The sequence below is a fragment of the Xanthomonas melonis genome (assembly GCF_020783655.1).
Taxonomy (GTDB): Bacteria; Pseudomonadota; Gammaproteobacteria; order Xanthomonadales; family Xanthomonadaceae; genus Xanthomonas; species Xanthomonas melonis.
This window is the reverse complement of the sequence record NZ_JAJGQH010000016.1, coordinates 51,965-64,515: the sequence shown is the minus strand read 5'-3', so window position 1 is coordinate 64,515 and position 12,551 is coordinate 51,965. Positions and strand designations below refer to the sequence as shown.

The 12,551-nt window shown below is 66.8% G+C and carries 12 protein-coding genes; 10 read left to right on the top strand and 2 right to left on the bottom strand.

Going from position 1 to position 12,551, the window contains the following annotated elements; all coding sequences use genetic code 11:
- The first annotated feature begins 7 nt into the window (after positions 1 to 7).
- Entirely contained in the window at positions 8 to 622 is a 615-nt protein-coding gene (locus LL964_RS16225; RefSeq protein WP_104588310.1) for a YqaA family protein, read from the top strand.
- Entirely contained in the window at positions 619 to 1,395 is a 777-nt protein-coding gene (locus tag LL964_RS16220) for a peptidoglycan DD-metalloendopeptidase family protein (RefSeq protein WP_167395398.1), read from the top strand. The genes LL964_RS16225 and LL964_RS16220 overlap by 4 nt, the downstream gene beginning before the upstream one ends.
- A gap of 150 nt (positions 1,396 to 1,545) precedes the next feature.
- Here the strand turns inward: LL964_RS16220 and LL964_RS16215 are convergent, their stop codons facing one another.
- Positions 1,546 to 1,926, bottom strand: a complete 381-nt coding sequence (locus tag LL964_RS16215) for an Mth938-like domain-containing protein (RefSeq protein WP_104588312.1) — start codon at positions 1,924 to 1,926, stop codon at positions 1,546 to 1,548.
- Between the two features lie 16 nt (positions 1,927 to 1,942).
- Positions 1,943 to 2,248 (bottom strand): ribosome assembly RNA-binding protein YhbY, encoded by a 306-nt coding sequence (gene yhbY / locus LL964_RS16210; protein WP_104588313.1) that lies wholly within the window; start codon positions 2,246 to 2,248, stop codon positions 1,943 to 1,945.
- A gap of 65 nt (positions 2,249 to 2,313) precedes the next feature.
- On the opposite strand from yhbY, the gene rlmE reads away from it, so the two are divergent.
- The 8 genes from rlmE to LL964_RS16170 all read left to right on the top strand — a co-directional run bounded on the left by rlmE (position 2,314) and on the right by LL964_RS16170 (position 12,312).
- Entirely contained in the window at positions 2,314 to 2,946 is a 633-nt protein-coding gene (gene rlmE, locus LL964_RS16205; protein ID WP_104588314.1) for a 23S rRNA (uridine(2552)-2'-O)-methyltransferase RlmE, read from the top strand.
- Between the two features lie 60 nt (positions 2,947 to 3,006).
- Entirely contained in the window at positions 3,007 to 4,947 is a 1,941-nt protein-coding gene (gene ftsH / locus LL964_RS16200; RefSeq protein ID WP_167395399.1) for an ATP-dependent zinc metalloprotease FtsH, read from the top strand.
- A 345-nt stretch (positions 4,948 to 5,292) separates the two neighbouring features.
- Complete coding sequence (gene folP, locus LL964_RS16195; protein ID WP_104588316.1) at positions 5,293 to 6,195, top strand: dihydropteroate synthase; 903 nt, start codon at positions 5,293 to 5,295, stop codon at positions 6,193 to 6,195.
- Positions 6,195 to 7,178, top strand: a complete 984-nt coding sequence (gene miaA / locus LL964_RS16190) for a tRNA (adenosine(37)-N6)-dimethylallyltransferase MiaA (protein WP_104588317.1) — start codon at positions 6,195 to 6,197, stop codon at positions 7,176 to 7,178. Before folP ends, miaA begins: the two co-directional genes overlap by 1 nt.
- Before the next feature lie 75 nt (positions 7,179 to 7,253).
- A complete protein-coding gene (gene hfq, locus LL964_RS16185) occupies positions 7,254 to 7,532 on the top strand; it encodes an RNA chaperone Hfq (RefSeq protein ID WP_005915027.1) in 279 nt (92 codons plus the stop codon).
- 11 nt (positions 7,533 to 7,543) lie between these two features.
- A complete protein-coding gene (gene hflX / locus LL964_RS16180; protein ID WP_104588318.1) occupies positions 7,544 to 8,863 on the top strand; it encodes a ribosome rescue GTPase HflX in 1,320 nt (439 codons plus the stop codon).
- A 185-nt stretch (positions 8,864 to 9,048) separates the two neighbouring features.
- A complete protein-coding gene (locus LL964_RS16175; protein WP_104588319.1) occupies positions 9,049 to 9,543 on the top strand; it encodes a CinA family protein in 495 nt (164 codons plus the stop codon).
- 234 nt (positions 9,544 to 9,777) lie between these two features.
- Complete coding sequence (locus LL964_RS16170) at positions 9,778 to 12,312, top strand: TonB-dependent receptor (RefSeq protein ID WP_104588320.1); 2,535 nt, start codon at positions 9,778 to 9,780, stop codon at positions 12,310 to 12,312.
- Positions 12,313 to 12,551: the final 239 nt, after the last annotated feature.

Below are 12,551 nucleotides of genomic sequence, written 5' to 3'. Positions count from 1 at the left end.
TGTCTCGATGAAGATTTTCGGGCCGTTGTACGACGTGGCCATCCGTTGGTCGCGCCACCGCCGCGCACCTGCGTTGTTGACCGGCCTCAGCTTCGTGGAGGGCTTCATCTTTCCGGTGCCGCCGGAAGTGATGCTGGCGCCGATGTCGTTGGCCGCGCCCAAGCGCGCGCTCTGGTTCGCGACCTTGAGCCTGATCGGCTCGCTGTGCGGTGCAATGGTCGGATATCTGCTGGGGCATTTCGCCTTCGCCGCCCTGCAGCCGCTGATCGAATGGCTGGGCTGGAGCGCGAAGATCCAGGCCCAGATCGAGACCCTGCGCGTGCTGGTGGCGGAGTCGCCGTGGAAGGCATTCTGGGCATTGGTGCTGGTGGGCTTCACGCCGATCCCACTGAAGATCTTCACCTGGGCCTCCGGCGTGGTCGGCGTGCCGTTGCTGCCCTTCCTCGCCAGCATGCTGGTCGGGCGCGGCAAGCGCGTCTATCTGGTCGCCGGTGCGATCCGCCTGGGCGGGGCGCGTGCCGAGGCCGCCCTGCACAAGTGGATCGAGCCGCTGGGCTGGGTGGCGATGGCGGTATTGGCGGCAGGCGCGGCCTGGTTGCTGTGGAAGACAACGAACGGATGAGCAGGGCGCAGATGAATTCGGTACGCAAGACAGCAGTCGTGCTCATGGTCGCCATTGGGCTGACCGCCTGCAGCAGTGCCACGGTGGTGCGCTCGCCTGGCGCCGGTGGCGGTTCCGCGTCTTCGCGACCCGCCGCAGCGCCGCGGCCATCGGTGCCGCGCCCCGGTGCAACGGTGACCGTGCAGCGCGGCGATACCCTGTATGCGATCTCGCGCCGCACCAACATCACCGCAGCGGACCTGGCAGCCTGGAACGGCCTGTCCTCGCCGAACACGATCTATCCCGGCCAAACGCTCAAGCTGTACCCAGGAAGTGCGAGCAAGCCCGGCGCCAGCGCACCGGTGGCAGGTAACGCCGCGCCGGCGCGTCCGGCCGCACCGGTGGCCGCCCCGGTCAGCAGCGGCTTCGCATGGCGCTGGCCCGCCGATGGCGTGGTGGTGGGGACGTTCGTGAGCGGCGAGACCACCAAGCAGGGCGTGGATATCGCCGGCGCCAGCGGGCAGGCGGTTCGCGCGGCGGCCGACGGCGTGGTGGTGTATTCGGGTGCCGGGCTGGTGGGCTATGGCGAACTGATCATCATCAAGCACAACGACCAGTGGCTGTCGGCCTACGGACACAACCGCAAGCGGCTGCTCAACGAAGGCCAGAGCGTCAAGGCCGGTCAACAGATCGCCGAGATGGGCCGCAGCGGCGCCGCCCGCGACATGCTGCACTTCGAGATCCGCTACAACGGCAAGCCGGTGGATCCGTTGTTGTACTTGCCGAGGAAGTGATTCGGGATTCGGGATTCGCAATAGCGCTGGGTCTGGCGCTCCGTGCGGTGTTCGGCCGATCAGCGTGAGTCATCGGCAGTCGGCCTTGCTGCACGCTTGAGCGGGAAACGCTGCGGCAGCCCGCTCTTACGAATCCCTAATCCCGACTCCCTAATCCCGTCCCGGCAAAATCATCGCCAACGCCACCCGCCGGCCTTCGCTCGCCAGCACGTTGAAGGTGCGTGCGGCAGCGGCGTTGGTCATCGCTTCCAGCCCGATGCCCCGGGTCAGGCAGGCGGCCAGTACCTGTGCATCGGGGAACTGCTGGCGGTCGCCGGTGCCCAGCAGGATCACCGCCGGGGCCAGCGCCAGCACCGCGTCCATGTGCCCGGCCTGCAGCTGCGCCAGGTCCTGCACCGGCCAGCCCTCCACCAGCTCGTCCGGCGTCAGGATGAAACTCTGCTGCAGAATCTGCTCGTTCACCTTGGCATGATGGCCATCGGCCGCCCGCAAGGCGTACGCGTAATCGGGATGTTCCTGGCTCAAAGGCATGAAGGGACTCGTTGGGTCAGCCGCGCGGCAGCACGATCTGGCGCTTTTCCTTGCTCGGGCGGTACAGGATGGCGACATGGCCGATCCGCTGCACCAGGGCGCAGCCGGTCTGCTCGACCAGTTCGGCGATCAACGCATCGCGGGTCTCACGGTCCTCGGAGGTCACCTTCACCTTGACCAGTTCGTGGCGTTCGAGCACTTCCTCGAGTTCGGCCAGGAACGCCGGCGTGACCCCCTTGCCGCCGGTCTGCAGCAGCGCCTTGAGATCGTGGGCCTGGCCGCGCAGGAAACGGTTCTGGGCGGAGGTGAGGACAATGGACATGCAGGATCGAGGGGCAGCAAAGGGTGTTCAGGGTATCATGGCGGCCCGTTCGGACCCCTTCGCCAATGCCTTCCCGCAGTAAAAGCAGCCAGCGCTGGCTCAAGGAACACTTCGCCGACCCTTACGTGAAAAAGGCCCAGGCCGAGGGCATGCGCTCGCGCGCGGCCTACAAGCTGGAGGAGTTGCTGCAGCGCGATCGTCTGCTCAAACCCGGCATGGTGGTGGTCGATCTGGGCGCCGCCCCGGGCGGCTGGTCGCAGCAGGTGCGCAAGTCGCTGGGCGACAGCGGCCGGGTACTGGCCCTGGACATCCTGGACATGCCGGCACTGGCGGGCGTGGAATTCCTTCACGGCGACTTCAGGGAGCAGGACGTCCTATCGCAGTTCGAGGCGATGCTGGGCGATGTGCCGGTAGACCTTGTGCTGTCGGATATGGCCCCCAATAAGAGTGGCATGGATGCGGTCGACCAGCCGCGGATGATGCATCTGGCCGAGCTGGCGATGGAGTTCGCCGACCACCACCTCAAGCCGGGTGGCGCATTCCTGATCAAACTATTTCAGGGTGTGGGGTCGGACGACTACATCCGCGAGCTGCGCCGCCGCTATGAGAAGGTGACGATTCGCAAGCCGGCGGCCTCGCGCAAGCGCTCCCCGGAAGTTTATGCACTCGGTCAGGGCAAGCGGGTCCAGATCAAGTAAGCTGCCAATGACCGTCGTGTATCAAGAATAGAAGAGTAGAGGGCACCGGAGCCAATGAGGATGAACGACTTGACCAAGAATTTGCTGCTGTGGGTGGTCGTCGCGGTTGTGCTGATGGTCGTCTTCCAGAGCTTCTCGCCGCGGATGGCAGGCGGCGTCGGCTCCGACTCGATCACCTACACCCAGTTCCTGAAGGAAGTGGACAGCGGTCGGGTCAAGTCGGTGGATTACACCGATGAGACCAACCTGGCCGTCAACGCGATCCGCTTCAAGCGGACCGATGGCACCGAGGCGACCGTCTACGGTCCGCGCGACGACAAGCTGGTCGACGTGCTGTACAGCAAGAACATCGAAATGACCCGCCAGAAGCCATCCACCGGCCCTGGCTTCTGGTCGTTGGTACTGAATTTCCTCCCCGTCATCCTGATCATCGGCTTCTGGCTGTTCATCATGCGCCAGATGCAGGGTGGTGGTGGCGGCGCGAAGGGTGCGATGAGTTTCGGCAAATCGCGCGCCAAGCTGCAGGGCGAGGACCAGATCAAGATCACCTTTGCCGACGTGGCAGGTTGCGACGAGGCCAAGGAAGAGGTCGGCGAGCTCGTCGACTTCCTGCGCGACCCCACCAAGTTCACCAAGCTGGGCGGCAAGATTCCGCGCGGCGTGTTGATGGTGGGTCCTCCGGGTACCGGCAAGACGCTGCTGGCCAAGGCCATTGCCGGCGAAGCCAAGGTGCCGTTCTTCAGCATCTCCGGCTCCGATTTCGTGGAAATGTTCGTCGGCGTGGGCGCCAGCCGCGTGCGCGACATGTTCGAACAGGCCAAGAAGCATGCGCCGTGCATCATCTTCATCGACGAAATCGATGCGGTGGGCCGTCACCGTGGCGCCGGTCTGGGCGGCGGGCATGACGAGCGCGAGCAGACCTTGAACCAGCTGCTGGTGGAGATGGACGGTTTCGAGGGCGGCGAAGGGGTGATCGTGATCGCGGCCACCAACCGTCCCGACGTGCTGGATCCGGCCTTGCTGCGCCCGGGCCGCTTCGACCGCCAGGTTGTGGTGGGCCTGCCCGACGTCAAGGGCCGCGAGCAGATCCTGCGCGTGCACATGCGCAAGCTGCCGCTGGCCGAGGACGTGGTGCCGATGGTGATCGCGCGCGGAACCCCCGGCTTCTCGGGTGCGGATCTGGCCAACCTGTGCAACGAGGCAGCGCTGTTCGCCGCGCGCGGCGGCGAGAAGGAAGTGCGCATGGATCACTTCGACCGTGCCCGCGACAAGATCCTGATGGGCGCCGAACGCCGTTCGATGGCCATGAGCGAGGACGAGAAGACCCTGACCGCGTACCACGAGGCGGGTCATGCAATCGTCGGTCGCCTGGTGCCGGAGCACGACCCGGTCTACAAGGTCACGATCATTCCGCGCGGTCGCGCGCTGGGTGTCACCATGTATCTGCCGGAAGGCGACCGCTACTCGATGAATCGCGTTGCGATCGAATCGCAGCTGTGCTCGCTCTACGGTGGTCGTGTTGCCGAGGAGCTGATCTTCGGCGGCGACAAGGTCACCACCGGCGCGTCGAACGATATCGAGCGTGCGACCAAGATGGCTCGCAACATGGTCACCAAGTGGGGCCTGTCCGACGAACTGGGCCCGGTTGCGTACGGCGAAGAGGAAGACGAGGTGTTCCTGGGCCGTTCGGTGACCCAGCACAAGAACGTGTCCGACGAGACCGCGCGCAAGATCGACGAAGTGGTGCGCTCGATCCTGGACAAGGCCTACAGCAAGACCAAGACCATCCTGACCGAGAATCTGGACAAGCTGCACGCCATGTCGCAGTTGCTGCTGCAGTACGAAACCATCGATGTGCCGCAGATCGACGCCATCATGGAAGGCCGCGAACCGCCACCGCCAGCAGGCTGGGGGAAGTCGGACAAGGACGGCGGCAACAACAACGACAAGGGTAGCCCGCGTCCACTGCCGCCGATCGCAGGACCAGCCGAGCAGCTGTAAGCCCGATTGACAATGGCAGGCGGCGCTCTCCACCGGGGCCAGGAAGTGATTCCTGGCCCCGGTGCGTTGTACGGAACTGTGCACGGTGAATCGGCCAAGGCTGTGGTGACTGCACTGCAGGACAGTCGCCCCGTCGCGCGCATGCAAGCGACGCGCAGGGACGCATCGGATGCGTGACGATGCGCACTGGGCGACAATGTGCGGCGCCGGCAGGCGATCTGCGCAGTGGCCGGATGCGCGTGGGCTCGCCACGTCACGACGGTGGCTACGCGGCACACCTGTCGGCAACCCAGGCGCCGTCAACCGGATGCCGCACTCATTGCAACCTGGCCAGGAGATCTCCCGATGTTCGACACCGCCCTCACGCTGGATTGCGCCGGTCGCCCGCTGCGGCTGGATGCGCCGCAGGCGATGGGCATCGTCAATGTCACGCCGGACTCGTTTTCGGACGGCGGGCAGCACGCCACCTGCGAAGCAGCCATCGCCCACGGATTGCGTCTGGCGGCGGAGGGCGCGGCGGTGTTGGACATCGGTGGCGAATCGACCCGCCCGGGGGCGATGCCGGTGTCGCTGGAAGACGAACTGCAGCGCGTGATCCCGGTGATCCAGGCGCTGGCGCAACAGACCGCGATACCGATCAGCGTGGACACCTCCAAGCCCGAAGTGATGCGCGCGGCAGTGGCCGCGGGTGCCGGCATGATCAACGATGTCCATGCATTGCGTTCGCCGGGCGCGTTGCAGGCTGCTGCCGAGCTGCAGGTGCCGGTGGTGCTGATGCATGCGCGCAACGCGCCGCACGCGATGCAGGACGCGCCGCATTACGACGATGTGGTGGGCGAGGTGCACCGGTTTCTGGCCGAGCGCATCTTCGCCGCGGAAATGGCCGGCATCGCCAAGCGACGCCTGATCCTCGATCCGGGCTTCGGCTTCGACAAGACCACCGTGCACAACCTGACCTTGCTGGCACAGTTGCAGCGCTTGCAGGAGTTTGGCCTGCCGGTGCTGGCCGGGCTGTCGCGCAAGCGCAGCATCGGCGAGCTGACCGGACGCGAGCGCGCCGCCGAGCGCGTGCATGGTTCGGTGGCCGCCCATCTGATTGCCGCCCAGCATGGCGCACTGCTGCTGCGCGTGCATGACGTGGCGGCGACCCTGGATGCGGTGCGGGTCTGGAGCGCGATGGCCGCGATCCCGGTGCCGCGCGTCGCCGCAGCTGCCGCTCCCGCCTTCCGCTGGCCGGACGAGGACTGATGCCGGCCGATCGACGTCCGCTGGCGATCGCGGTGATGGGGCCGACCGCCAGCGGCAAGACCGCGCTGGCGCTGGAGGCGGCGCAGCGCTGGAACGGCGAAATCGTCAGCGTCGACTCCGCGTTGGTCTATCGGGGACTGGACATCGGCGCGGCCAAGCCGGATGCCGCCATGCGCGCGGCGGTTCCGCATCATCTGATCGATCTGCGCGAGCCCTGGCAGGTCTACTCGGCCGCCGACTTCGCCGCCGACGCGCGCGTGGCGATCGATGGCATTCTTGCACGCGGCAAGCTGCCGATCCTGGCTGGCGGCACCGGCCTGTACTTCCGGGCGCTGCTCGAGGGCCTGTCGCAATTGCCCCAGGCCGATCCGACGGTGCGCGCCGAGCTTGCCGCAGAGGCCGAACAGGTGGGTTGGGCCGGCCTGCATGCGCAGCTGGCCCGGATCGATCCGGTGGCGGCCGCGCGCATCCATGCCACCGACCCACAGCGCATCCAGCGCGCGTTGGAAGTACACCGCATCAGCGGCCGGCCGATCAGCTACTGGCAGGGCCTGCCGCCGCAGCCCAGGCTGCCGTTGCGGGTGATGAAACTGATCCTGGCCCCGCAGGATCGGGCGGTGCTGCACGCGCGCATCGCACAGCGGTTGGATGCGATGCTGGGGCAGGCGTTCCTGGCAGAAGTGGAGCGCTTGCGGGCGCTGCCGCAGATGCGCGCGGTCGCCGCGCCGTTGGATCTGCCGGCAGTACGCGCGGTGGGGTATCGCCAGGCCTGGGAGTATCTGGACGGCGCCGGCAGCCTGGCCGATTTCCGCGACAGGGCGGTGCAGGCGACCCGGCAACTGGCCAAGCGCCAGCTGACCTGGCTGCGTAGCGAGCTCGACGCACGCTGGTTCGACCCCGCGCGCGACCGGCATCGACTGGACGAGGCTTTTGCCGGCTTCCTCGGCCATCGTCGCGCTTTACGGCCGCCTTCAGGCGTGTAACATCGCGTTTCCGGGACCGGCTGGGGATAGCAGGTGTCGACCGGGACAATAAGAACAATAATGAAGGAGTTTGTGATGGCTAAGGGGCAATCTTTACAGGACCCGTTCCTCAACGCGCTGCGCCGCGAGCGGGTACCGGTGTCCGTGTATCTGGTCAACGGCATCAAGCTGCAGGGCACGATCGAGTCGTTCGACCAGTTCGTGGTGCTGTTGCGCAATACCGTGAGTCAGATGGTCTACAAGCATGCCATCTCCACGGTCGTGCCGGCGCGCAACGTGCGCGTGGGGCCGGGTGGTGGGTATGTGCAGTCCAATGAAGGCAATCAGGCGGAAGATGACGACGTCGAGCAGTAACGGAGTAGTGCGTGTTTGATCGCTCACGCAAGGGTGAACACGCGTTGTTGATCCAGACCCACTCCGGTGGACCTGCCGAAGAGGATGTGCTGGAGGAGTTCGCCGACCTTGCAAAGTCGGCGGGCGCCACGGTGGCGGCCACGCTCACCGCGCGCATCGACAAGCCCAGTCCCTCCACCCTGATCGGCAGCGGCAAGCTGGAAGAGGTCAAGGCGGCTGCCGAGGCCACCGGCGCGGATCTGGTGCTGGTCAACCACACCTTGTCGCCCGGCCAGGAACGCAATCTGGAGCGGTATCTGGAGCGGCGCGTGATCGATCGCACCGGCCTGATCCTGGACATCTTCGCGCAACGTGCGCGCAGCCACGAAGGCAAGTTGCAGGTCGAGCTGGCGCAGTTGCGCCACATGGCCACACGACTGGTGCGCGGCTGGACCCACCTGGAGCGCCAGCGCGGTGGTTCGATCGGCCTGCGCGGGCCGGGCGAAACCCAGCTGGAAACCGATCGTCGCCTGCTGCAGAAGCGGGTGGAGCAGTTGCAGAAGCGACTTGAAAAGGTCGAAGTGCAGCGCAACCAGATGCGGCGCGCGCGGTTGCGCAGCGAACTGCCGCGCATTGCGCTGGTCGGTTACACCAACGCGGGCAAATCCACGCTGTTCAACGCCTTGACCGGCGCCGAGGCCTACGCCGCCGACCAGTTGTTCGCCACGCTCGATCCCACCGTGCGTCGTATCGCACTGCCGGGCGGCAGCGCGATTCTTGCCGACACGGTCGGCTTCGTACGCGATCTGCCTCACGAACTGGTGGCGGCGTTTCGCTCGACCCTGTCGGAGGCGCGCGAGGCCGATCTGTTGCTGCACATCGTCGATGCGGCCGACCCCCTGCGCGAAGAACGCATCCTGCAGGTCGACGAGGTGCTGCATGCCGTAGGCGCAGGCGATCTGCCGCAACTGCTGGTGTTCAACAAGATCGACAGGATCGAGGGCGCCGAAGTCCGTCACGATGCCCAGGACGGCATCCCGGATCCGGCGCGACGCGAACGCGTGTGGATTTCCGCACGTGACGGGCGGGGGCTGGAGGAGCTGCAACGCGCGCTCGGCCAGCGTCTGGATCTGCGGCACGTCACCGGGCAGCTGCGCTTGCCGCCCTCGGCCGGACGCCTGCGCTCCAAGCTGCATCAGCTGGAAGTGGTGCGTGGGGAGCAGGGCGACGAGCACGGCTGGCTGCTCGAAGTCGATCTGCCCTTGGTGGAGGCCGAACGCCTGGCCGCAGGCGAGGATGGTGCGCCGTTGCGTGCGATGCTGCCCGACCGCCGCGAAGACTGGGAAGCCTGACCTGCCGCCGGCGTGGCATCAGTGCAAGGCGTGGCGCTTCGTAACGCAGGCCGTCGCGGTGGTCGCCTCATCGGTGGATTGCTCACCCCGGCAAGCTGTCTGCGCGCCGGGCGTCGGGCACGATGCGGGCAGACAGCGCCTGTGAATTCGGATAAAAGTGGGCGCTGCCCAATGCGATCCATGCAATGACGTCTCCTGCCGACCCTGATCTTCAACAGCTCGCCCAGGCGCTGAGCGTGCAGCTGCGTGCTGCACGCGAGCGGCTGGTGACAGCGGAAAGCTGCACTGGCGGCTGGATCGCCAAGGCGATGACCGACATCGCCGGTTCTTCCGACTGGTTCGATTGCGGCATCGTCGCCTACAGCTACGAGGCCAAGCAGGCCTTGCTGCGGGTGCGTCCACAGACCCTGGAGATCCATGGTGCGGTCAGCCGGGAAACCGTCATCGAGATGGTCTCCGGTGCCTTGGTCGGTTCTGGCGGCAGCATCGCGGTGGCGGTGACGGGAATCGCCGGCCCCGGCGGTGGCAGCGAAGGCAAGCCGGTCGGTACGGTGTGGATCGGCTGGAAGCGGCGGGGTGGGTATGCCACCGCGCAGTTGTACCAGTTCGACGGCGATCGCGATGCCGTGCGCCGCCAGACGGTGGCCGCCGCGCTCGCCGGATTGAGCGCCTTGCTCTAGGCGAGCGCGGCGTGGCGGCGTCGTTCGCACGCCAGCGCCTGCGTGTCCGGACGCCGACGCGTTCCCCCGCGTGCATCTCGGGCATGCATTCTGAATGGCGGCACCGTTCGCCGCGGGCACGGCGATTTCGGCTTGCTGCTGGCTTCCGTCCGGCGGATCGGACAATGATGAGCCCTCGCGCGAGGCGGCGCTGCCCATGGCGCCGCTCGGGTAGCGCTTCGTCGGGGAAGACTCATGCATCTGCAACGGCACCCTCGCGCCGCGCTGGCGCTCGCACTCCTCGCGGCCCTGTCCGCACATCCGCTCCGCGCACAGACGGCGGTGCCTACCGACCAGGACGAACCGGCGACCCTGGCAACGCTCAAGGTGACCGCGCAAAAGCGCGAAGAGTCGCTGCAGAGCGTGCCCGTGGTGGTCTCGGTGCTGCCGGAACAGCTGCTTCAGGACAGTGGCGTGCACGACATCAAGGAGTTGCAGGTGCTGGTACCGGGGCTGATCGTGACCAGCTCGCAGAGCGCGGCGCAGACCACGGCCCGGATCCGCGGCATCGGCACGGTGGGCGACAATGCCGGGCTGGAGTCGTCGGTCGGCGTGGTCATCGACGGCGTGGCGCGTGCGCGCAACGGCGTGAGCTTCGCCGATCTGGGGGAGCTGGAACGGATCGAAGTGCTGAAGGGGCCGCAGGGCACGGTGTTCGGCAAGAACACCTCGGCCGGTGTCATCAACGTGGTGACGCGGCGTCCCAGTTTCACCCGCAGCGCCGATGCCGAGATCACCGCCGGCAACTACGGCGCGCTCGGCATCGCGGGCGCATTCAACGATGCCGTCGGCGAGAGCGCGGCGTTGCGCGTGTACGCGGCCAGGCGCCGACGCGATGGTTTCGAACAGGTGACCACCGGTGCGGGCCCGCGCACCGCCACCGATGACGGCGACCAGGATCTGCGGACCGCGCGCGTGCAGCTGCTATGGGAGCCGACCGACGACCTGGACATCAATCTGGCCGCAGACGTCACCGACCGCGATGAGAACTGCTGCGTCACCGTTGCCACCGAGCGCGGCCCGACTGCCGCGCTGGTGGATGCGCTGACGCCGGGTGGGCAGGGCACGATCGACCGCGCCGCGCCGCAACGCCGTCGCGCCTACAGCAATCGCAGCACCGCACAGGATATCCGCGACCAGGGCCTGTCGGCGCAGGTCGACTGGACCACCCCGTGGTTGAACCAGGCGGTGCTGACCTCGATCAGCGCGCTGCGCGACTGGAAATCGGTGAACGGCCTGGATTTCGACTACAGCGCTGCGGACATCCTGTACCGCGCGCCGCGCGAAGACGAGATGCTCACCCGGTTTCGGACCTTCAGCCAGGAACTGCGGCTGGCCGGATCGAGCGAGCGTTTCGACTGGCTGCTGGGGGCGTTCTATGCCGACGAAACGCTGCACCGCAACGAGTCCTACCGCTTCGGCAGCGTGTACGAACCCTATCTGTCCAGTGTCTTGCTGGCCCGCGTGAATCCGGCGCTGGCCGCGCGTGCCGACGCATCGCGTTTTCTTGCCGATGCCACCGGGCTGCCCGTCGGCAGCCTGTTCCAGGGGCAGGGAAGCCAGGATCGCTTCCGTCAGGACGGCACCAGCGTGGCGCTGTTCACCAACAACACCTGGCACGCCACCGATGCGCTGGATGTGGTCGCCGGGCTGCGCTACACCTATGAGCACAAGGCGCTGCGATCGGCGTTCGCCAACCCCGATGGAAGTCCGGCGTGCGCCAGCTACCTCGCGCCGAACGGTCAGGTCGATGCGGCGGCGCTGCGCCGCATCGGCGCGGCGCTCACCGCACGTGGCGTGCCGGCTGCCGCGGTGCCGACGATTGCGCCGCAAGTGATCGGCTTCAGCTGTCTGCCCTGGGCCAACCTCGCCCATGCCGGTCGCCTGACCGAACAGCGCCGCACCGAACGCGAATGGTCCGGTACCGTCAAGCTGGCCTATCGCTGGAGCGATGCGTTGATGACGTACGCCTCGGCCGCACGCGGCTACAAGGCCGGCGGTTTCAATCTGGATCGCGTGCAGTCGGCCAACGGCTTGTCCAGCGGCGTGCAGGGAATCGTGCCGGTGGACGACACCTCGTTTCCGGGCGAGTTCGTCGACAGCTACGAACTCGGCGCCAAGACCACCTGGCTGGGCGGCAATCTGTTGTTGAATGCCACGCTGTTCTATCAGGATTTCAGCGACTTCCAGCTCAATAACTTTCTCGGCACCAGCTTCGTCGTGCGTTCCATCCCCACCGTCATTTCGCGCGGCGTCGATGCCGAAGTGCTCTGGCAGGGCGCGCTTCCGGGGCTGATGGTGCAAGGCGGACTCAGCTACGCCGATACCTATTACGGCAACGAGCCGCTGCCGGATGCGGAGCTGGCCCTGCTGCCGGGCAGCAGGGTGAGTTTCGCCCCGCGCTGGTCGGGCAATCTGTCGCTCACCTACGAGCATGCGCTGGGCGATGGGCTCACCGGGCGCTTCAACATCGGCGCCAAGTACATGTCCGACTACAACGCGGGCTCGGATCTGGATCCGCAGAAAGTGCAACCGGCCTATACCCTGCTCAACGCACGCGTCGGCATCGGTGCTCCCGACAGGCGCTGGCTGCTGGAAGCGTGGGCGGAAAATCTCGGCAACGAAACCTACCGCCAGATCGTCATCGATACGCCGCTGCAGGCCGGCTCCTGGAATGCCTTTCTCGGCGCGCCGCGTACCTACGGGCTGACCCTGCGGCTGCGCTACTGACGGGCCGCACCGCGCGGCTGCGCCAGCCGAGCGCACTGCGCTGCGGTGGGCACGCGCGACATCTGCCGGCAGATAGGCTACAAACCAGGGTCTGGTTGCCGACCGCATGTGCCGATGTCCGCGTTCTCCGTTGTTGAAGTCGCTCCATGGCAGATCACCCTGCGCACTGGCAGGTGGTCGATGTCGTCTGCACGTTGCATTGCGCGCGCGCAGTCACCTGGCCATGCACAGGGATGTGG